Source organism: Nocardia sp. NPDC051030 (assembly GCF_040683015.1).
In the GTDB taxonomy this organism is placed as follows: Bacteria; Actinomycetota; Actinomycetes; order Mycobacteriales; family Mycobacteriaceae; genus Nocardia.
The window spans coordinates 15,967-36,981 of record NZ_JBFBCD010000017.1; the positions used below are offsets into that span (position 1 = coordinate 15,967).

At 66.8% G+C, this 21,015-nt stretch carries 21 protein-coding genes; 8 read left to right on the plus strand and 13 right to left on the minus strand.

The window, feature by feature from the left end; all coding sequences use genetic code 11:
* Positions 1-47: 47 nt before the first annotated feature.
* The 5 genes from argF to argC are packed head-to-tail and all read right to left on the minus strand — an operon-like array spanning position 48 to position 5,374.
* Entirely contained in the window at positions 48-989 is a 942-nt protein-coding gene (gene argF, locus AB0N05_RS38330) for an ornithine carbamoyltransferase (RefSeq protein WP_364704024.1), read from the minus strand.
* Complete coding sequence (locus tag AB0N05_RS38335) at positions 986-2,185, minus strand: acetylornithine transaminase (protein WP_364704027.1); 1,200 nt, start codon at positions 2,183-2,185, stop codon at positions 986-988. Before AB0N05_RS38335 ends, argF begins: the two co-directional genes overlap by 4 nt.
* Complete coding sequence (gene argB / locus AB0N05_RS38340) at positions 2,182-3,093, minus strand: acetylglutamate kinase (RefSeq protein WP_364704030.1); 912 nt, start codon at positions 3,091-3,093, stop codon at positions 2,182-2,184. The genes AB0N05_RS38335 and argB overlap by 4 nt, the downstream gene beginning before the upstream one ends.
* Positions 3,090-4,301, minus strand: a complete 1,212-nt coding sequence (gene argJ, locus AB0N05_RS38345; RefSeq protein ID WP_364704033.1) for a bifunctional glutamate N-acetyltransferase/amino-acid acetyltransferase ArgJ — start codon at positions 4,299-4,301, stop codon at positions 3,090-3,092. The genes argB and argJ overlap by 4 nt, the downstream gene beginning before the upstream one ends.
* The gene (argC, locus tag AB0N05_RS38350; RefSeq protein ID WP_364704036.1) at positions 4,298-5,374 is read right to left on the minus strand and encodes an N-acetyl-gamma-glutamyl-phosphate reductase; all 1,077 of its coding nucleotides are present in this window, start codon (positions 5,372-5,374) and stop codon (positions 4,298-4,300) included. The genes argJ and argC overlap by 4 nt, the downstream gene beginning before the upstream one ends.
* 88 nt (positions 5,375-5,462) lie before the next feature.
* Here argC and AB0N05_RS38355 point away from each other — a divergent pair, with 88 nt between their 5' ends.
* From AB0N05_RS38355 to AB0N05_RS38365, 3 genes are all read left to right on the plus strand, one after another.
* Complete coding sequence (locus AB0N05_RS38355) at positions 5,463-7,091, plus strand: LCP family protein (protein ID WP_364704039.1); 1,629 nt, start codon at positions 5,463-5,465, stop codon at positions 7,089-7,091.
* Positions 7,092-7,143: 52 nt separating this feature from the next.
* Complete coding sequence (locus AB0N05_RS38360) at positions 7,144-7,917, plus strand: isocitrate lyase/phosphoenolpyruvate mutase family protein (RefSeq protein ID WP_364704042.1); 774 nt, start codon at positions 7,144-7,146, stop codon at positions 7,915-7,917.
* A 92-nt stretch (positions 7,918-8,009) separates the two neighbouring features.
* Positions 8,010-8,507 (plus strand): nitroreductase/quinone reductase family protein, encoded by a 498-nt coding sequence (locus AB0N05_RS38365; protein ID WP_364704044.1) that lies wholly within the window; start codon positions 8,010-8,012, stop codon positions 8,505-8,507.
* Between the two features lie 24 nt (positions 8,508-8,531).
* On the opposite strand, the gene AB0N05_RS38370 is transcribed toward AB0N05_RS38365, so the two are convergent.
* From AB0N05_RS38370 to AB0N05_RS38395, 6 genes are all read right to left on the minus strand, one after another.
* Positions 8,532-9,284, minus strand: a complete 753-nt coding sequence (locus AB0N05_RS38370) for a hypothetical protein (RefSeq protein WP_364704047.1) — start codon at positions 9,282-9,284, stop codon at positions 8,532-8,534.
* A gap of 41 nt (positions 9,285-9,325) precedes the next feature.
* The gene (locus tag AB0N05_RS38375) at positions 9,326-9,694 is read right to left on the minus strand and encodes a DUF6188 family protein (protein ID WP_364704049.1); all 369 of its coding nucleotides are present in this window, start codon (positions 9,692-9,694) and stop codon (positions 9,326-9,328) included.
* Between the two features lie 100 nt (positions 9,695-9,794).
* Positions 9,795-11,240 carry a gluconate:H+ symporter gene (locus AB0N05_RS38380; RefSeq protein ID WP_364704052.1) on the minus strand — a complete coding sequence of 482 codons (1,446 nt, stop codon included), beginning with the start codon at positions 11,238-11,240 and terminating at the stop codon, positions 9,795-9,797.
* Positions 11,241-11,249: 9 nt separating this feature from the next.
* On the minus strand, positions 11,250-11,867 hold the full coding sequence (locus tag AB0N05_RS38385; RefSeq protein ID WP_364704055.1) for a bifunctional 4-hydroxy-2-oxoglutarate aldolase/2-dehydro-3-deoxy-phosphogluconate aldolase: 618 nt from the start codon (positions 11,865-11,867) through the stop codon (positions 11,250-11,252).
* Entirely contained in the window at positions 11,864-13,477 is a 1,614-nt protein-coding gene (locus AB0N05_RS38390) for a D-aminoacylase (protein WP_364704058.1), read from the minus strand. Before AB0N05_RS38390 ends, AB0N05_RS38385 begins: the two co-directional genes overlap by 4 nt.
* 10 nt (positions 13,478-13,487) lie before the next feature.
* On the minus strand, positions 13,488-14,786 hold the full coding sequence (locus tag AB0N05_RS38395) for an amino acid deaminase (protein WP_364704060.1): 1,299 nt from the start codon (positions 14,784-14,786) through the stop codon (positions 13,488-13,490).
* A 133-nt stretch (positions 14,787-14,919) separates the two neighbouring features.
* Between AB0N05_RS38395 and AB0N05_RS38400 the strand changes: the two genes are divergently transcribed.
* From AB0N05_RS38400 to AB0N05_RS38415, 4 genes are read left to right on the plus strand one after another with little or no spacing between them, the layout of a single operon-like run.
* On the plus strand, positions 14,920-15,975 hold the full coding sequence (locus tag AB0N05_RS38400) for a sugar kinase (RefSeq protein WP_364704063.1): 1,056 nt from the start codon (positions 14,920-14,922) through the stop codon (positions 15,973-15,975).
* Positions 15,972-16,727 (plus strand): IclR family transcriptional regulator, encoded by a 756-nt coding sequence (locus tag AB0N05_RS38405; protein ID WP_364704065.1) that lies wholly within the window; start codon positions 15,972-15,974, stop codon positions 16,725-16,727. The genes AB0N05_RS38400 and AB0N05_RS38405 overlap by 4 nt, the downstream gene beginning before the upstream one ends.
* 11 nt (positions 16,728-16,738) lie before the next feature.
* The gene (locus AB0N05_RS38410) at positions 16,739-17,146 is read left to right on the plus strand and encodes a RidA family protein (protein ID WP_364704067.1); all 408 of its coding nucleotides are present in this window, start codon (positions 16,739-16,741) and stop codon (positions 17,144-17,146) included.
* Between the two features lie 58 nt (positions 17,147-17,204).
* Entirely contained in the window at positions 17,205-17,963 is a 759-nt protein-coding gene (locus tag AB0N05_RS38415; RefSeq protein ID WP_364704069.1) for a DUF2332 domain-containing protein, read from the plus strand.
* Position 17,964: 1 nt separating this feature from the next.
* Here AB0N05_RS38415 and AB0N05_RS38420 read toward each other — a convergent pair whose 3' ends face one another.
* Positions 17,965-19,002, minus strand: a complete 1,038-nt coding sequence (locus AB0N05_RS38420) for a hypothetical protein (protein ID WP_364704072.1) — start codon at positions 19,000-19,002, stop codon at positions 17,965-17,967.
* A 38-nt stretch (positions 19,003-19,040) separates the two neighbouring features.
* Positions 19,041-19,550, minus strand: coding sequence for a hypothetical protein (locus AB0N05_RS38425; protein ID WP_364704074.1), 510 nt, complete (start codon positions 19,548-19,550; stop codon positions 19,041-19,043).
* Positions 19,551-19,841: 291 nt separating this feature from the next.
* On the opposite strand from AB0N05_RS38425, the gene rho reads away from it, so the two are divergent.
* The gene (rho, locus tag AB0N05_RS38430; RefSeq protein ID WP_364704076.1) at positions 19,842-21,014 is read left to right on the plus strand and encodes a transcription termination factor Rho; all 1,173 of its coding nucleotides are present in this window, start codon (positions 19,842-19,844) and stop codon (positions 21,012-21,014) included.
* Position 21,015: the final 1 nt, after the last annotated feature.

Below are 21,015 nucleotides of genomic sequence, written 5' to 3' on the forward strand. Positions count from 1 at the left end.
ACCCGATCTGCCGGATACCGGTGCGGGAGAGCGGCGTTCGCCGGTGCTCACGCTTCGCCTCGCTCGAACTTCTCGAGCAACCAGACGAGAAGAGCCTTTTGGGCGTGGAGGCGGTTTTCGGCCTCGTCCCAGACCGCGCTGTGGGTGCCGTCGAGGACCTCGTCGGTGACTTCCTCGCCGCGGTGAGCGGGGAGGCAGTGCAGGACGGTGACATCGGAGGCCGCCCGGGAGAGCAGGTCGGCGTTCACCTGGAAGGGACGGAAGGGGGCCACGCGGTCGCGGCCGTCGTTCTCCTGGCCCATGGACATCCAGGTGTCGGTGACCAGGGCGTCCGCACCTTCGGCCGCGGCCTGCGGGTTGTCCGTGAAAGTGATGGTCGCGCCGGTTTCGGCGGCTCGCTTCTGCGCGAGGTCGACGATCCACGGGAGCGGCTCGAAGCCGATGGGGGCGGCGATGGTGACGTTCAGGCCCGCGGTGACGCCGCCCAGTAGGAGCGAGTGGGACATATTGTTCGCGCCGTCGCCCAGGTAGGTCAGGTTGCGGCCGACGAGGTCGCCCTTGCGTTCCTTCAACGTCTGAAGGTCGGCGAGGACCTGGCAGGGGTGGAACTCGTTGGAGAGCGCGTTCACGACGGGAACGGTTGCAGCTCCAGCCATTTCGTCCAGGCGAGTCTGCTCGAAGGTGCGCCAGACGATGGCGTCCACGTAGCGGGAGAGCACGCGGCCGGTGTCGGCGAGGGTTTCCTCGCGGCCGAGCTGGGTGTCGCGGCCGTCGACCACGACGGCGTGACCGCCGAGCTGGGCGATGCCCATTTCGAAGGAGAAGCGGGTGCGGGTGGAGTTCTTCTCGAACATGACCGCGATGCCGCGCGGGCCCTCGAGGGGACGCCGGGACAGGGGGGCCTGCTTCAATTCCGCTGCGATGGCCAGGATTTCGGCCTGCTCGGCGGGGGTGACGTCATCGTCGCGCAGGAAATGCCGGATAGTCACTTGGTGCCCTTCTCCGCGGTGGCCTGCGCGACATCCAGGATGCCGGGCAGGTCGGACAGGAAATTGTCGACCTGGGTTTCGGTGAGCACCAGGGGCGGCGCCAGCCGGAGCACATTGGGCTTGGCGGGATTCAGCAGGTAGCCGGCCTCTCGTGCGGCCTCGTCGACCTGGGCCGAGACATTCCGGGTGAGCTGGATGCCGATCAGCAGGCCCGCGCCGCGCACACTGTCGATGAGCGGGTGGTCGAGGCTGTCGATGCCGTCGACGAGGATCTTGCCGACCTTCTCGACGTGAGCCAGCAGCCCGTCCTCGTCGATGGTGCGCAGCACCGCTAAAGCCGCTGCGGCACACACGGGATTGCCGCCGAAGGTGGTGCCGTGCATGCCGGGCTGCAAGAGATCGGCCGCGGCACCCTGGGCCAGCACCGCACCGATGGGCAGGCCGCCGCCGAGGCCCTTGGCCAGGGTGATGACATCCGGCACGATGCCCGCCGCCTGATGCGCGAAGAACGCGCCGGTGCGGCCGATACCGGTCTGCACTTCGTCCAGGATCAGCAGTGCGCCTTGCTGTTTGGTGATGGCGCGCGCCTTGGCCAGGTAGTCGGCCGGGGGCACCACGACGCCGCTCTCGCCCATGATCGGTTCGAGGAATACCGCGGCGGTGTCATTGTCGACGGCCGCGGCGAGGGCCATCGCGTCGCCGTAGGGCACGTGCACCACGCCGGGCGGCATGGGCTCGAACGGCGTCCGCTTGGACGGCTGACCCGTCAACGCCAGCGCACCCATGGTCCGCCCGTGGAACGCCTCCTCACACGCGACGATCTTGCGCTTGCCGGTGAGCCGCGCCATCTTGAACGCGGCCTCATTGGCCTCGGTGCCGGAATTGCAGAAGAACGCCTTGCCATGCCCGTCACCGAAGTGCGCGAGCAGCCGTTCGGCCAACTCCACAACCGGTTCGCTGGCATACAGATTCGACACGTGGCCGAGGGTGCCGAGCTGGTTGGTGACGGCCTCCAGAATCGCCGGATGCGCATGGCCGAGGCTATTGACCGCGATGCCGCCGAGGAAGTCCAGATAACGCTTGCCGTCGGCGTCGTAGACCACCGCGCCCGCGCCGCGCACCAGCGCGATCTTCGGGGTGCCGTAGTTGTTCATCAGCGCGGTGTTCCACCGCTGCTGAATATCGGCTGTGCTCATAGCTTCACTCCGTCCGAAGACTCGACCGGGGTGACCATCGTGCCGATGCCCTCCCCGGTGAACAGTTCCAGCAACACCGAATGCGGTACCCGGCCGTCGATCACATGCGCGGTCGGGACACCGCCTTCCACGGCGCGCAGGCAGGCTTCCATCTTGGGCACCATGCCCGCATCCAGACTCGGCAGCAACTTGGCCAGCTCGTCGGCGTCGATGCGGGTGGTCAGCGAGGACCGGTCCGGCCAGTTGGTGTACAGGCCTTCGACATCGGTGAGGACGACCAGTTTTTCCGCCCCGATCGCCTCGGCCAGGGCGGCCGCCGCGGTGTCGGCATTGATGTTGTGCACCACGCCGTTCGCGTCGGGGGCGATGGTGGAGACCACCGGAATACGCCCGGCGGCAATGAGATCCAGTACGGCGTCGGGGTTGACCGAGGTGACGTCGCCGACCAGGCCGATATCGGTCGGTTCACCGTCCACGTCCACGGTGCGGCGAGTCGCGGTGAACAGGTGCGCGTCCTCGCCGGAGATGCCGACCGCGTAGGGCCCGTGCGCATTGATCAGCCCGACCAGTTCGCGACCGACCTGTCCGAACAACACCATTCGCACCACATCGAGGACCTCGGGTGTGGTGACGCGGAAGCCGCCCCGGAATTCGCCTTGCAGGCCGAGGCGTTTCAGCATGGCGCTGATCTGCGGCCCGCCGCCGTGCACCACCACCGGGTGCACGCCGACCGTGCGCAGGAACGCCATATCCGCGGCGAAGGCCTGCTTCAACTCTTCGTCGATCATGGCGTTGCCGCCGTATTTGACCACCACGATCTTGTCGCGGAACTTCTGCAACCAGGGCAGGGCGTCCGCGAGAACGTGCGCCTTGTCCAGGGCCGAGAGCTGTGTGATGTCCGCGCTCATGAGCTGTATGCCGAATTCTCTTCGACGTAGCCGTGCGAGAGGTCGGTGGTCCGGATCGTGGCCTCACCCGCGCCAAGGCCCAGGTCGACCTGCACCTGAATATCGGGCCCGGACAGATCCACCTCGCGCGCACCGGGCGCACCCGCGCCATCGACGCAGACCGGAGAGCCATTGAACGACACCGAGATCCGGTTCGGGTCCAGCTCGATCGGCGCGATGCCGATGGCGGCCAGCACCCGGCCCCAGTTCGGGTCGGAGCCGAAGAACGCCGTCTTCACCAGGCTGTCCCGGGCGAGGGCACGCGCGCCGATCAGCGCCTCGTCCTCGCTGACCGCGCCGGAGACGGTGATGTGGACCCGCTTGGTGACGCCCTCGGCATCGCCCATGAGCTGCTCGGCCAGGTCGTCGCACACCGCGAGCACGGCGGCGTTCAGCTCGTCCTGGCTGGGCGCGACCTCGCTGGCCCCATTGGCGAGCACCAGCACGGTGTCATTGGTGGAGCAGGAACCGTCCACATCGAGGCGGTCGAAGGTCATGCGGGTGGCATTGCGCAGCGCTTCGTCCAGCTGAGCCGGAGTGGCCACGGCATCGGTGGTCAGCACGACCAACATGGTGGCCAGCGACGGCGCGAGCATGCCCGCGCCCTTGGCCATGCCGCCCACGTTCCACTTGTTCTTGTGGTGGTACGCAGCCTCTTTCGGCACGGTATCGGTGGTCATGATGGCGCGCGCGGCATCGCCTCCGCCGGAGATCCCGCCGCCCATCTCGTGCACGATCTCGGTAACGGCCGGAATCAGCTTGTCCATGGGCAGCCGGTCGCCGATGAGACCCGTTGAGCAGACCGCGATCTCGCCCGCGCCGGTCTCGGTGCCCCAGTTGCTCAAGGCCTTCGCGAGTTCCTCGGCGGTGGCATGGGTGTCCTGGAATCCGCCCGGACCCGTACACGCGTTCGCCCCACCGGAATTCAGGATCACCGCCCGCAGGCGACCGCCGGTCAGCACCTGCTGCGACCACAGCACGGGCGCGGCCTTCACCTTATTGCGGGTGAAGACACCGGCGGCGGAGTACTCCGGGCCCTCGCTGAATACCAGCGCCAGATCCGGCTTACCGCTCTTCTTGATCCCGGCCGCAATACCCGCGGCGCGGAAACCCAGCGGCGCGGTGACGCCCTGGGTCCGGACCAGCTTGCCGTCGTTGCTTGAAGTCACGGTGCCACTCCTACGGTGGAAAGTCCTGCGGTCTCCTCGATTCCGAGGGCCAGGTTCATGGATTGCACCGCGGCGCCCGCGGTGCCCTTGGTCAAGTTGTCGATCGCGCCGATGACCACGAGCAGTCCGGCGTCGGCATCCACGGTCACCTGCAGGGTGACGGCATTGGAGCCGAGCACCGACCCGGTCTGCGGCAGTACGCCTTCGGGCAGCAGGTGCACGAAAGGCTCGTCGGCGTAGGCCTTCTCATAGACGGCGCGGGCCTGTGCGGCATCGACTCGGGTGGGTGCGGTGCAGGTGGCCAGGATGCCGCGCGGCAGCGGGGCCAGGACGGGGGTGAAGGAGACGGCCACATCGACCGCGCCGGTGGGTGATTCACCGCTGGCGGCCTTCAGGTTCTGAGCGATCTCGGGGGTGTGCCGGTGCGCGCCGGCAATGCTGTAGGCGCGCAGCGAGCCCATCACCTCGGAGCCGAGCAGGCCGACATCGAGTTTGCGTCCCGCGCCCGAGGTGCCGCTCACCGCAACCACATTCACGTTCGGCTCGATAATGCCCGCGGCGATGGCCGGGGCCAGCGCGAGGCTGGATACCGTCGGATAGCAGCCCGGCACCGCGATGCGAGTCGCGCCGCGCAGCTTGTCACGTCCGCCCGGTAGCTCGGGCAGACCGTACGGCCAACTGCCCGCGTACGGGGAGCCGTAGTACTTCTCCCACGCGGCGGCATCGGTGAGCCGGAAGTCCGCACCGCAGTCGATGATGATCGTGGACTCGGGCAGCTGCGTGGCGATGGCCGCGGACTGCCCGTGCGGCAGTCCCAGGAAGACGACATCGTGCCCGGCCAGCTCGTCGAGAGTGGTCGGTGCGAGCACCCGGTCCGCGAGCGGCAGCAGATGCGGTTGCAGTTCGCCGAGCTTGGTTCCGGCATTGGATCCGGCGGTCAACGCACCGATCTCGAGGCGGCCGGTTCGGTAGGCTGGATGCCCCAGCAGCAGACGCAGGACTTCGCCGCCCGCGTACCCGCTCGCACCAGCCACCGCGACCCGAAGAGAGGGCCCACTCGAGGTATCCGCCATGTGATGATTATGCACGACCGTGCAAGCTCATTCACCAGCGGGTGCGAATCTGACAGCACGCGAAGGTTCCGGCACACTCGACAACGCCATGTACGACGACGACACCGAGCAGCTCCCGGTCTATCGCCCCGAGGGCGGCAGCCGCCGAGCAGCCGAGACGCCCACCCCCGCACCGCGCCGTACCCGGCGCGGCCGCCCGACCTCGCATCGGCGGCGCGCGGAGCATTCCGGCAATTCCCGGCTGCGCTATGCCGGGCGCGGGGTGATGTCGCTGGTCGCGGTCGGCATCATCGGCATCAGCGGTGTCGCCTGGTACGGCGAGAACAGCCTGGAATCCGGGTTCATCCGTTCCGGCGCGATCGCCCCGGAGGACCGCAGCCTCGATGGCGACAAGAACATTCTGCTGATCGGCTTGGACACCCGCAAAGATCTCAATGGCAATGACCTACCCAAGGCGATCCTCGACCAACTGCACGCGGGCGATGGCTCCGAGGGCGGGTACAACGCCAATTCGCTGATCCTCATTCACATCCCCAAGGATCTGAAGAAGATCACCGCCTTCTCGATTCCCCGCGATGACTACGTCTCGGTCTCCGGCATTCCCGGCTACGACAAGGTCAAGATCAAAGAGGCGTACGGGCTGAAGAAGTTCACCGTCGAGGAGAAGCTCAAGGCGCAGGGCGTCACCGACAAGGTCGACCTGGAACGCCAAGGGCGAGAAGCGGGCCGCACGTCGATCGTGCAGAACGTGAAGGCGCTCACCGGGGTGCCGATCAATATGTTCGCCGAGATCTCCCTCGCGGGTTTCTATGACCTGGCGACCGCGCTGGGCGGCGTCGATGTGTGCCTCAATCACGCGGTGGACGACAGCTACTACTCCGGCGCGGTCTTCCCGGCCGGACCGCAGCATCTGGACGGCTCCGACGCACTCGCCTTCGTGCGGCAGCGGCACGGGCTGGAGAACGGTGACCTCGACCGCACGCATCGGCAGCAGGCGTTCCTCACGTCGGTGGCCTCCTCGCTCAAGAGTTCCGGCACGCTCGCCAATCCGGTCAAACTCAAGGCGCTGATGGATGCCGCGCACCGCAATGTGGTGCTCTCGGATGGCTGGAACCTGCTCGATTTCGTCAATACCCTGGGCCACGCGGATTCGCCGTCGGTGGAATTCCAGACGTTGCCGGTGCTGCGTTACGACAATATCGACGGCCAGGACGTGAACATCGTCGATCCGGCGGCCATCAAGAAGGTGGTGCGCGCGGCATTCGGTGTGGAGGCTCCGGCGGTGGCCAGCGCACCCAAGACCACACCCGTCAGCACCCTGGACGTGGTCAATGCCAGCGGAACCCCGGGCAAGGCGGCCAAGGTGTCACAACTGCTGGGCGCCAAGGGATTCACGCCCGGGCGGGTCGACAATGCGTCCTACAACGACGGCACCACCACGACCGTGTGGTACGGCACCGGCGGCGAGGCCGATGCCCAGCAGCTGTCGGAAATGCTCGGCGGCATCTCGATCAACTCCTCCGCCAATGTCTCCCCCGGCCATATCAAGCTGGTGGTCGGCACCGACTTCGAGATCCCCGAAACCCTGGATCCGACCGCGGCCACCACGACCACCACCACGACGACGAAGACCGCGACCACCACCACGACGGACGCACCCGATTCCGGCAAGGGCGTCACCACCACCATCGGTTCGAAAGTCCCCTGTGTGAACTGATTCCGGTTCTGGCAGTGTTGTCCCCGAGACGGCCGACAGACGGAGAGGCGCGATGACCAAGTTCGAAACCTTCCGCACCCTGCATCACGCGGAGCAGCCGCTGATCCTCCCCAATGCCTGGGACTACGCCTCCGCCGCCCTGCTCGCCGACGCCGGATTCCCGGCCATCGGCACCACCAGCCTCGGCGTAGCAGCCGCCGCGGGCCTCCCCGACGGCACTGCCGCCACCCGCGCCGAAACCCTCACCCTCGCACAACGACTCGGCCGCCTCCCGATCCCGGTGACGGTGGATATCGAAGGCGGTTTCAGCACCGACCCCGCCGAGGTAGCCGACTTCTGCGCCGAACTCGCCGCCGCGGGCATAGCGGGCATCAACCTCGAAGACAGCCGCGACAACAATTCCCTCGCCGACCCCGAAACCCACGGCGAACTGATCGCGGCCGTAAAATCCCGCACCCCTGAGCTTTTCATCAACGCCCGCACCGACACCTACTGGCTCGGCACCGACCAGGACTCCACCTTCGCCCGCACCCAGCATTACGAAAAGTGCGGAGCGGATGGCATCTTCGTCCCCGGCCTCACCGACTTCGACGAAATTCGCACCCTGACAACCACTCTCACGGCCCCGCTGAACCTGCTGTTCTCCCCCACCGGCGGCACCATTCACCAGCTCGCTGCCCTCGGCGTCCACCGAATCAGCACCGGCTCCCTCCTCTACCGCGCCGCTCTGGCCGCAGCCATCCGCACCGCCACCGCGGTAGCCGAAACCCGCCCCCTCGACCCCGACATCCCCAACTACACCACCATCCTCGACCTGCTGCGCTGAATGGCCATGGCTTCGATCAGCGGCGGCTGACGACTCACTGGACAGTGTGTAAAGTGAGTCGCGATCCGTCGGCCCACGCAAGGGGGAAATAGATGTCTGGCAATGATTCCGGGACCGGCAAGCTGAGGTTGACTGGGCGGTTCAATCATTTTTGGAGCACCTATTGCGGTCCGGTGGCCCGGTTCTACGGTCGGGTGCACCAGCGGCTGTATGTGCGATCCGGGGGGACGCGGTTCGCCACGCTGGAAGGTAGTCCGGTGTTTCGGCTGACGGTGGTCGGTCGCAAGTCCGGGGAGCCGAAGCCTGTGATGCTCATGCTGGCGCGCGATGGCGACGATGTGCTGGTGTGCGGGTCCAATGGGGGGAATCCCGGGAAGCCGAACTGGTGGAAGAACCTGGTTGCGGCCGGGAAGGCCGAGGTGCAGGTCGGGCGGGACAGCTGGCCGGTGGACGTGCGGGTTGTCGCGGACGAGGCCGAGTATGAACGGCATTGGCGCACACTGGTTGCCGCCTACCCCAATTTCGCGACCTATGCGGTGCTGAGCGAGCGGCATTTTCCGATCGCGGTGCTGAGCCGGGCCACCGCCTGAGCGCTGGCGTCGTCCAGGCGCCACTCAGGCCACGGACGGGCGGGTGATGCTCGACCAGAGAGGGTCGCGTTGGGTGGCGAAACGTTGGGCCAGTTCGCCTCTGGCATCGGTGACGCCGGTGCCGCCGGAGACGCAGAACTCGGTTTCGGCGACCGTCAGCAGTTTGATGTTGACCAGGCGGATGGAGCCCAACGGGCCATCGACGGTGTCGGGGACTTCGTCGCCTGCCATGCCCAGCAGGACGCAGGCGTCTCCATTGGCATCGAGGTAGGTGCCCGCGGCTTCCTCGGGGAGTTGCAGACCCGGCAGTGACAGCGAGAGGGTGCCGTAGCGTTCCAGGTTCTGGGTGAAGACCAGGCCGTGTTCGGTCACGGTTTTCGCCACGTGCCAGACCGTTTGGCCGAGCCAGGTTTCGGTGACGAGTTCGTGGGGGCGGCCGTCGGCGGGGACGCCGGAGGCTGCCGCGTAGAGCTCGACGCCGACGCCATTGACGGGGTCTCCGTCGTGGTTCCAGCGGTCGGGGAAGGACAGGCCGTAGGTGGTCAGCAGGACCCCGTAGGCGCGGCGGACCACGGCGAAGCTGGGCGATTCCACGCTGGGCGGTTCGGTTTCCTGCACGCCCATGTTCTGCCAGATCTCGGCCGGGATGAACCGGGATTGGTAGCGTTCCGCGGCCATTTCCGGATCGAGCCGCCCCCACGAGTTCCACACCGCGTCGAGGACCTTGCCCGTCTCCTCCGCGTACCGATCGGCGTCGGATAGGTCTTGTTCACTCACCGTGCGGACGCTATCGGTGCATTGCGGTCGATGCAACGGATTCAGGAGTCTTCGGACCACACCGCCAGTTCGCCGCCGGGCATGCAGACGATCAGGTATTGCCCCGGTGCGGTGACATGCCAGGCCTCGAAGTAGCGGTCGGGTTCGACCACCAGGCGGTTGCCGGAGTCGAGGTCGATGCGTAGCTCACCGGTGGAAGTGACTGCGGCGGTGACGATCTCACCGGACAGCGCGGCGGCCAGATCCTCGGTGTGCGGCTCCCCCGCGATCCGGTGCACGGTCGGCCCGTCCGGATTGTGCACGGCCAGTTCACCCTCGATATGCAGTTCGTGCACGCCCGCCCCGAGGGTCAGGACGTACGGGCCGGAGGACAACACCGTCAGGCGTTCACCGGTGATCGGCAGATCCATGGTCGTTGCTCCCGTCTCGAACCGTCTGTTCCACTGTGCCGCAGAACAACAGCGGCTCGCTCCCGCAGGAAGCGGGAACGAGCCGATTCAGTGCCGAGTCTCACACAAGGATGGCGAACAGGAGTGCCGCAACCGCGAAACTGACCACCGACAACACGGTTTCCAGCACGGTCCAGGTTTGCAACGTCTGCTTGACGGTGAGGTTGAAGTACTTGGAGATGATCCAGAAGCCACCGTCATTGACATGGCTGAGGATGATCGACCCGGCCGCGATGGCCATGGCGATCAGGGCGAGCGCCACCGGCGAGTAGTCGTGCCCGGTGACCAGCGGCTGCACAATGCCGCCGGTGGTCACGATGGCGACGGTCGCCGAACCCTGGGCGACGCGCAGGCCGCAGCTGATCAGGTAGGCGAGCACGATCACCGGCAATCCGGCCGCCGCCATGGTGGAGGCCAGGGCCGCACCGATTCCGGTGGCCGCGATGATCTTTCCGAAGAACGCGCCCGCGCCGACCACCAGCAGCAGCATGCCGACCGGCCGCAGTGACTCCGCGGTCAGAGTGCTGAGCTCCTGCACGGTGGACCCGCGCCGCAGACCCAGCACGTAGAAGGCGACCAGCACCGCGATCAGCAGCGCGACAGCGGGCGTGCCCAGGAAGGTCAGCACGGCGAGGGGCCGCGAACCGGCCGTGAGCATTTGGCTGCCGAAGGTCGCGCCCAGAATCAGCACCAGCGGAATCGCGATAATGCCGCCGATCAATCCCACCGACGGGGCCTTCTGCTGCACGGTCGTGGTCGCGGCGGGAGCCGTGGCCGCGCCCGGACCCTCGTTCGCGGCCTCGTCCTGCTTGCGCACCAGGAATTCCGCGGGCACCTCGACGTGCACCCGCTTACCGATCCAGCCACCCCATACGATGCCCGCCGCGATGAATCCCGGAATACCGCAGACGAATCCCATGATGATCAGCCAGCCGAGGCTGACCCCGAGCAGACCGCCCAGCGCGACGGGACCGGGATGCGGCGGCAGGAAGGCGTGCGTCATGGACAGACCCGCGAGCATCGGCATGGCGTACAGCACCAGCGATCGCCCACCGCGCTTGGCGGCGACATAGACCAGCGGCGCGAGCACGAAAATACCGATATCGAAGAACACCGGAATGCCGAAGATGAGCCCGAGCAGGCCCATGGCGATCGGCGCGCCCTTCTCACCGAAGATGCCCAGCAGCTTCCCGGTGAGCACATCCGCGCCGCCGGAACGTTCCAGGATCGCGCCGAGCACGGTGCCGAGTCCGATGATCACGGCGATATGGCCGAGAATCCCGCCGAATCCGGTTTCCAAGAGCGACTCACCGGGTTTGGCCACGGTGCCGACGATCTTACCGACCGGCAGCCCGGCGGCCAGCGCCAGCGTGAGGCCGGTGAGCAGTAGTGCGATGAACGGTTCGAGCTTGAACCGGATGATGGCGATCAGCAGGACCGCGATCGCCAATCCACAGAGCACCAGGAGTCCTGGGGTGGTGGTGCGCAGCCAGTCAACAGCGCCCATGGTGGTACCTCAATTCATGGATGAAACGAAAAATGCAGCGCGAGCGGCGATCTCGGACCAGCGTCCCGCGGCCACATCGGCGGGCGCGACGACATCGGTGCCGGCGGTGACCGCCAGCGCGCCGTGCGCGAGGAATTCGGCGGCATTGCCCGCGTTCACGCCGCCGGACGGGATGAGCAGGGCGTCCGGGAACGGCCCGCGCAGGTCCTTCAGATAGCCGGGTCCGAGCGTCCGGGCGGGGAAGATCTTCACGGCCGCCGCGCCGAGGTCCATGGCCTGCATGACCTCACTGGGCGTGAAAGCGCCCATCACCACGGGGATTTCGTGCCGCGCGGCCACCAGGGCCACCTCGTCACGGATTCCCGGGGTGACGAGGAACTGTGCGCCACTGTCGATGGCGGCCGCCGCCTGCGCACCGTTGAGCACGGTGCCCGCTCCCACCACGCCGTGTCCCGAGTCGGCGGCCTTGCGCAGGGCCTCGAGGACGCCCGGTGTGGTGAAAGTCAGTTCCATGGCGCGGATTCCGGCTCCCGCCAGTGCCTCGGCGAGGGCGGCCGGGTCCGGTATCTCCGGGGCGCGGACCACGGTCAGCACCCGGTCGGCGCGGATGATGTCGATGGCGGTCAACGGGTTTCTCCTCGGGTGGAATCCATGCGCAGGGCGCGACCGGCCCGCACACCGGTGGGTTTGCCGTCGTCGAGCGCGAATTCGCCATTGACGAGGACGTACGGGATGCCTTGCGCCTGCTGCTTGGGGTGATCGAATGTGGCTGTGTCGCGCACTGTTTCGGGATCGAACAGGACCAGGTCGGCGGCATATCCGGACCGGATGAGTCCCCGGTCGCGCAACCGCAGCCGTTCCGCCGGGCGACCGGTGAGATGGTGAACGCAGTCCTCCAGGCCGAGCACGCCGAGTTCGCGCACATAGTGACCGAGATAGCGGGGGAAGGTGCCCCAGGCGCGCGGATGCGGGCGCTCCCCCACCAGTAGCGCGTCACTGCCGCCCATGTGGCGGCCGTGCCGCATGATGGTGCGCACGTTCTCCTCGTGCCCGACGTGCTGAAGAATGCTGGTGGCCAGGCGATCTCGGGTCAGCAGGTCGAAGAACACCTCGACCGGCGGCATATCCCGGTCCACGGCGATCTCGGCGAGGGTGCGCCCGATATACCGGTCCAGCTCGGAGTTCGCGACGCCGCTGATCTGAATGGTGTCCCATTCCACGGTCACGCCGTGGCAGCCGTCCGAGCCGTGCACATTCACGTCCTGCGCGATCCGCAGTCGCATATCGAGATCGGCGATGCGCTCCAGCGCCGCATCCGGTCCGCCGGACATGGCCCAGCTGGGCAGCAGCGCCGAAAGGGTGGTCGCCCCGGGCAGATACGGGTAGGTGTCGAGGCTGATATCGCAGCCGTCCGCGAGGGCCGCGTCCACCAGGGCGAGGAATTCCGGTGCGCGCCCGCGGTTCACGCCGAAGTTCATGGTGGCGTGGGTGAGATGCAGGGCGCAGCCGGTCCAGCGCGCCAGGTCGATCATCTCGGCGTAGGCCTCCAGCGCGCCCGCACCGTAGGAGCGGGTGTGCGGGGCGTAGAAGCCACCCGCCTCGGCCACCACCTCGCACAGCGCCGCGAGTTCGGCTGTGTCGGCATACATTCCGGGCGTGTAGGTGAGCCCGCTGGACATGCCGACCGCGCCCTCGGCGAGGCTGCGCGCGAGCAGTTCCCGCATTTGCTCGATCTCAGCAGCGGTGGCGGCGCGTTGCTCGCTGCCGACCACCATGAGCCGCAGCGTGCCCTGCGGCACCAGGTAGGCGGCATTAGGCGTGATGCCCGCGTCGAGCCGGTCCAGGTACTCGCCGACCGTGCGCCAGGAGAAGTCGAGATCGACGGGATTGCCATTCCACCCGGCGATTTGGCGTCGCACGATGTCGAGGGCCGCCGGATCGTTGGGTGCGTAGGACAGCCCGTCCTGCCCGATCACCTCGGTGGTGATGCCCTGGCTGAGCTTCGGGAAATGGTCGGGCTCGGTGAGTAGATGCAGGTCGGAGTGCGCGTGCATATCGATGAATCCCGGTGCGAGGACAAGGTTACCGCCGCCGTCGAGCACCCGATCGGCCTCGGGTGCCGCGCCCGGCGCGGTGATCTCGGCAATGCGTCCGCCATCGACAAGCACATCACCCCGGTATTGGGCAGAGCCCGTGCCGTCGATAATGTCGATATCGCGAATCAGTAAGTCGGCCATCAGATTCCGATCAGAAGAAGGTCGGCAGGAAGTCAACGATGCGGGGCCGTTCCGCATCGGAATCGTCGATCACCGGGATGAGCCGCCACTTGTCGAAGGCCGTGCACGGGTGTGAGAGACCCAGTCGCACCACACTTCCCACCGGTACATCGGCCGCGCTGCCGCCGGGCAGCCGCAGGAAGGTGTGCTGATCATTGAGGGCCGTCACCGTGGCCCCCTCCGGAATTGGTTGAACCGCCGGTCCCGCCATGCGTTGCGGAACCGGCAGCCCCTCATCGAACGGAAAATCGCGCTTTCCCGCATCCAAGAGCGCGAGTTCCGTTTCCGGCCGGGACACGCTGCGCGCCCAGCCGTGCATTGCCGACCGCAGCGGGTGGTCGGTCCGTCCCGCCGCGAGCGGGGAGATTCCGGAGTAGAAGCCGTCGTCGTGAATGAGGTATGCGCCCGAGCGCAGTACCACCGTGGTCGGAATGCCTTGTGCGCCTTCCTCATCGGCCAGTCCGGCGAGGTGATCGACCACCAGGTCCGGGTAGGCGCTGCCGCCCGCGGTGACGATGGCGCGGTCGCCGTACCAGCCCGCCTCGGCGATCGAGCGGTGCAGCCAGGCGATCTCAGTGAGATAGCGGCGCACCGCGGCCAGTCCGTCGGCACTGCGATCGTGGGCGAGTGCGCCCTCATAGCCGCCGATACCGGCGAGAGTCAGTCGCGACGAATTGTGTACCGCCTCGGCGACTTCCAGCGCCTCGGTGACGGTTCGCGCACCGGTGCGCCCGTGCGGTCCGCCGAGTTCGACGATCACCTTCAGGCGCACGTTCGCCGACTCTAGGTGGCGTTCCATCTCCTTGACGGTGTCGACACCATCGACCCAGCTGAAGAGTTCGAACTCCGGATGCGCGGCGGATTCGGCCGCGGCCCAGCGCAATCCGATCGGATCGGTGAGCGCATTGGCCAGCATGATCCGATTCAGGCCGAACGAGCGCCCCACCTGCGCCTGCCAGCCGGTGGCCAGGGTGATTCCCCAGGCTCCGGCGGTCAGCTGTTCACCCCACAGCTGCGGGGACATGGTGGTCTTGCCGTGCGGGGCCAGCCGCACCCCGGCGGAGCGCGCCCAGTCCGCCATGACAGCGAGGTTGGAGTCCATCGCGGACCGGTCGAGGGTCAACACCGGCGTCTGGAGGTCGTCCAGATGCGGTGCGCCCGCGAGGAATTCCCGCACGGTCTTGCCCCATGCGGCGGGCGGGAGCGATTTGTGCTCCGGGCCCAGAACTCGGTCTTTCAGGGCTGCAACGACATCGTTGTCGATGGCCATGGCACTCCTTCTCGATCCTAAACGCTATAGCTAATCGCTATTGCATATTCTGCAACGCTTGTTGCACATCATGTTGATGCTGGTTATTGTGCACGTGAGGACCTTGCCCCGCAACCATCTGAAGGAGATTGGTGTGAGCCAGCCGACCATGCGTGCTGTGACCGTCGGCGAAGGACTCGCCGTACTCATCGCACAGCCCGGCCCGCTGGAGGATTCGCCCGTCTTCGAACGCGGCGCGGCGGGAGCCGAAGCCAATGTCGCCGCCGTGCTGTCTCAGCTCGGCGTGCAGACGGCCTGGATCTCCCGGCTCGGCGATGACGGGTTCGGTCGCTATCTGATGCGGCAGCTGGCCGAACGCGGCGTGGACACCACGGCCGTGACCATCGATCCGGCCCGACCCACCGCCGTCTATGTGAAGGAGCGCGGCGAGGGCTCCGATCGGCCGACCGACCTGGCCGCCGGGGCCAGTCGAATGCTGTATTACCGCACCGATTCCGCGGGCAGCGCGCTCTCGCCCGCCGATCTCGTCACCGCCGCTCCGGTACTCGATCACGCCGCGCTGATCCACAGCACCGGCATCACCACCGCTTTGTCACCCTCGGCGACCGCGCTCACGGGTGCCCTGCTCGATCTCCCCCGTGCGGGGAGGCTGATCAGCTTCGACCTCAATTACCGCCCGGCACTGTGGGCACGCCGCACCGATCTACCCGCCGCCGGACCCGGCTCGGCAGCCGATATCTTGGCCCGCCAAATCCGGGGCAGTGATGTGGCCTTCCTCGGCGCGGATGAGGCCGAGGCCGTCTTCGGCGTCGGCGATGCCGAGGCGCTGCGCGAATTGTTCCCGCAGCCAAGACATCTCGTGGTGAAGAACGACAAACATTCGGTGACCGGATATTTCGGCGCGAAACAGCTCGAGGTGCCCGCATTGGAGTTGGAAGTGACCGAACGCATCGGCGCGGGAGACGCTTTCGCGGGCGGCTACCTGGCCGCACTGCTGCAAGGCCGCCCGCACGAACAGCTCCTGCGCTTCGGACACCTGTGCGCCGCGGCCGCTCTCACCGGAACCGGTGATATCGCCGAACTACCGCCTCTGCCCGTCCTGGAATCCCTAGCGACGGTCACCCGCGAGGAATGGGCCCGCCTGCACTACGGCCCTCACCCCTCCGTACCCGAGAATGTGGCCTCATGAGCCAGAGTCTGCAACGCGCGCTGATCATCCTCACCGAGCTGGGCGAGGAGTCGAAGTCGCTGGACCAGTTGGCAACCCAGCTGGGCGTGCACAAGTCGACGGTGCTGCGACTCCTGCAAACCATGGAGGCGCAGCGCTTCGTCACCCACGACAGCGACCACCGCTACCGGCTAGGCTCCCGGCTCTTCGAACTGGCCAACCGCTCCCTCGAGGGTCGCGATGTGCGCACCGTGGCCCGCCCATTCCTGACGGCCCTGAACGCGGCCACCGGCCAGACCCTGCACCTGGCCGCGTATGAATCCGGCGAGGCCGTCTACATCGACAAACTCGATGCGACACAAAGCGTTCGGATGTACTCCCGGGTCGGCCGCCCCGCTCCCCTGCACTGCACCGCGGTCGGCAAGATCCTGGTGACCGCACAACCCCGCGACCAATGGCGAGCCATTGCCGAAAGCATCGAGTACCGGCCCTTCACCGACCGCACCATTCGCACCCCTGACCAGTACCTCGCCGAGCTGGAACTGGTTGCCGCGCAAGGCTATGCGGAAGACCACGAGGAACACGAAACCTTCGTGAACTGCGTAGCCGTGGCGATCCGCAATGGCACCGGCGCGGTAGTAGCCGCCCTCTCCATGTCGGTCCCCGACATGCTCCTCGACCACGACCAGGTACTCGGCCAACTCCCGCGCATGCGCGAAACCGCCGACGCCATCTCCACCGAGCTCGGCTGGAGCCCGAGCCGCCAACCATGAAGGGACCCACCATGACCGAAAAGATCGCCGTCCGCACCACCGAGGCCCCCGCCCCCGCCCACACCTTCTCCCAGGGCATCCGCAAGGGCCCCTTCGTCCAGGTCTCCGGCCAGGGCCCCGTCGACCCGGCCACCAGCGAATACCTCTACCCCGGCGACGTAGCGGCCCAAACCACCCGCACCCTGGAAAACGTCAAGGCGATCGTAGAAGCCAGCGGCGCAACCTTCGACGACGTAGTCATGCTCCGCGTCTACCTCACCAAGCGCGAAGACTTCCCCCTCATGAACGACGCCTACGGCGAATTCGTCACCAAGCACACCACCGACGGCGCACTCCCCTCCCGCACAACAGTTTTCACCGGCCTCCCCCGCGAGGAAATGCTGGTCGAAATCGACGGCATCGCCATCACCGACAACTGAACCCCGTCACGCGCGATTTCTCGGGTCGAGGTATTCGACGCCTACTAGGATCGGCAGGATGGCAGGAGCGAGAGCACGGCGGCGGCCGCAGACCAATGAGACCGGGCGCGGAACCGTGTTGTATCCGGCCATTGCCGAGGCCGCGGATCGGGTGGGGGCGAAGGCGATCGGGCTGATCGACGTGGGTTGTTCGGCTGGGTTCAATCTGACTGTCGATCGCGTCGGGATCAGCTATAGCAGTGGGCAATTGCTGGGGGATTCGTCGTCGGCTGTGCAGCTGTCGTGTTCGATCGTGGGTGAGCGGCCCGTTCCGGCGCGGGCAATGCCCGAGGTTGTCGCCCGGATCGGGATCGACACCGATCCGGTCGACGTTACCGATGCGGAGGCTGCCCAATGGTTGCGCGACGGGATTGCGCCGGATCAGGCGGCGAGGCTCGAGGCGGAGATTGCCTTGGTGGCCTCGGCCTCTCCGGTGCTGCTGGCGGGCGATGTCCTCGAGCTGACGCACGACGCCATCGCCCAGGTTCCCGAGGATGCGCTGCCCGTGGTCACCACGACCTGGGCGCTATCGCGGTTTCCGCTGGAGAAGCGGCTGCGGTTTCTGCAGCGGCTCGATGCCGCGGCTACCCACCGGGCGGTGGCATGGGTATCGGTCGAGGGGGTCGGAGTCGCCCCGGCCATACCGACATTCGGTGACCGCCCGGCCTCCGGCCACAGCATTATGGGCGTGGCGCTGTTCGACCATTCGACGCTGCGCGCCGAGAGCATCGGCCGCTGCTGGTCGCGCGGCCGCATGCTGTCGTGGCTGACGGACTAGATCACTTGCCCGCGATGGCGGCGAGCACCGGCTCCGAGAGGAAGAACGGTTCCAGGCGTTCGCGAACCAGCTTGGCCAGCACACCATTTCGCTTGGCGGCCTCGACCACGGCGGGGCCGTAGCGGAGGATTTCGCCCGCGATGATGTCGTTGGACAGGCCCAGTTCGGGGAGCATGGCGGCCAAGGTGTGGTCGCCGTACTTCTCGTAGAAGATCTCCACGCACTCGTCGACGAGGACGCCGAAGTATTCCTTCTCGCGGGTCGTGAGGGCGATCTGGTAGATGATCACCGCGAGCTCGTTGAGGTCCTTCTGCGAAAGGTATTCGCGCAGGCCGCTGACGGGTTCACCGGCGTGCAGGTCCCAGAATTCCATGGCCGCGTCGTGCACGGGGGCGTCGCGGAGCATTTCGCGAATGGCGTTATTGGTGCGCTTGAGCGCGAATTGCGCACCCTTACCGGCCATTTCGCCGAGGAACGTGCCGTCGCCGGTGGCCTTCTCGGCCGCCTTGCGGGCCTGTTTGGCGGCGGAGGTGCCCAGCGACACCAGCGAGGAGACGCCGGGAATTTTCGCGGCGACCTGACGGTTGGCGTCCATGAAGTCATTGATCAGCTTGTCCACGAACTTGGACGCGACGGTGGCGACCAGCGGGCTCTCGGTGAGCCGTTCCAGGATTCGCTCCTGCGCCTGGTGCATGGAGAAGATCTTCTCGAGCAGCTGCTCGACCGGCTCGCGCTCGACCACATCACCGAGGGTGACCTCGTTGTTCGCGGCAATATTGTCGTAGATCGAGTTCGCGAAGGTGGGGACGGATTCCTTCAGGACCGGGCTGCCGCCGATCAGGTTGATCACGTTCGCGACGGTCTGCTTGGCCTGGTCGAGCTCCACCACATCGCGGAATGCGATGGTGTCGGCGACGCCGACCACCGCCTCCACATCGCGGGCGATCACCTCGGCGAATCGGTCGCCGGTCACCTCGGCGACAATGAAGTCGACTTGCAGGTCCAGCAGCCGTTCGGCGATTTCGCGAGGCTCGGTCATCGGTTTATCCACCCATCGATAAATCGGACCGCCGGAAATCAGTCGTTGTCGTTGCCGCGCATCGACTTTCGAATCTGTTCCAGGCGTTCCTTCGCGGCTTTGCGCCGCTCATCCCACTGTTCATCGACGCTGCGGCCCACGGGTGTCTGTCGATCGAGCTCGCCCATCCCCTGTGAAGTGCCGTAGCGCTGCTCGACCTTATCCCGAACTGACTCGAAAGTAGGGACGCCGGATGACGTATACCCGCCAATGCCCGGCGGAACGGGCATACCCGTCGGCGGTACCGGTATTCCGGAAGCCCCGGGAGTGGCCTGGACCTGCCCAAACGTATCCGGCGTCGCCGGTTGCGCATCCTGTCCATCCAGAATCGTGTCAGGAGTCACATCGATGACATCGGCCGCATGATCCACGGTCGTCGTCAGCGCCGCGGCGACCGCATGCAACTCCGCCAGCGCCGCCCGGCCCTCCGTGGCCACCGCCACCACCACCGCCAGCTCCGCATCGGAGAGCTGCGCCAACTGCACCGCAAGTTCCTTGGCATCGGTCATGGTTTCCAGGCTACGCAGCCCGGCAGAGCATGGGGGTGACGATCGGGCATTGCGCGATCGTCGAGGTTGGGCGTACCGTGGTGGCGTCGCAATCCCGTGGATGCAGGTCGACGAAGTTCCCTCCCACGCGATTTCTTCCCTCTCCGAGTTCAGTTCAGCGGTGTTCTTCCATACCCGCTGACATCCACTCGGATTCACCGGCGGCCCAAGCCGCCATCTCGGCCGTACTCGGCCATTCCAATCACGCACTACCGGTACGCAAGTCACCGAATCCATTCAGGAGAACCAGAAATGACCACCATCAATCCCGCGCCCCGCGGCCTCGAGCCCGAGTCGGCGCAATCACTCAACAACATCGAAACCCTGACGCTCGCAACGGGAATCCTCGATATGGCCGGACCGTCCGCGTTCCTGCGGCACGACGGCTACCTGCCCGGTCCGGACGATATCCACGTACCCAACCGGCTGATCCGCGAGCACGGACTGCGCCGCGGTGATCTGATCACCGGCCTGGCTCAGCCGAATGCCAAGGGCGGCAAGCTCGCTCCGCTGGTGCGGGTCGACACCGTCAATGCCCGCCCACCCGCCGAAGCCGCCGCCCGTCCGCGTTTCGCGGACCTGACGCCGGTCCATCCCGACGAGCGGCTCCACCTGGAGACCGGCCCGAAGGGCCTGATCACCCGCGTCACGGACCTGATCATGCCGATCGGCAAGGGCCAGCGCGCCCTGATCGTCGCGCCGCCCAAGGCGGGCAAGACCTCCGTGCTGCAAGCGATCGCGCACGGCGTCGCCAAGAACCATCCCGAATGCCATCTCATGATGGTGCTCGTCGGCGAACGCCCGGAGGAGGTCACCGATCTCTCGCGTGGCATTCCCGGCGAGGTGGTCGCCGCCACCTTCGACGAGTCCCCCGCCAAGCAAACCGCACTCGCGGAACTCGCCATCGAACGCGCGCAGCGGCTCGTTGAACACGGCCTCGACGTAGTCGTCCTACTCGACTCGCTGACCCGGCTGGCCCGCGCCTACAACATGACCGCCCCCTCGTCCGGCCGAACCCTGTCCGGCGGAATGGATGCCAGCGCGCTGCTGCCGCCCAAGCGGTTCCTCGGCTCGGCCCGCAATTTCGAGAACGGCGGCTCGCTGACGATCATCGCCACCGCGCTGGTCGAAACCGGTTCGCTGGCCGACAGCCTGATCTTCGAGGAGTACAAGGGCACCGGCAATGCCGAGCTCAAACTCGATCGGAATCTGGCTGCCCGCCATATCTTCCCCGCCGTGGACATCGCCCGCTCCAGCACGCGGCGCGACGAACTCCTCTTCGATCCCGCCGAACGCCTGGCCGTCGACAAGCTCCGCCGCACCCTGGCCGAACTCGACGATCAGCGCGCCCTCGACCTGCTGCTGGACGGCCTGCGCCGCACCGGCAGCAATGCCGAGTTCCTGACCAACATCATTCACAAGTAAG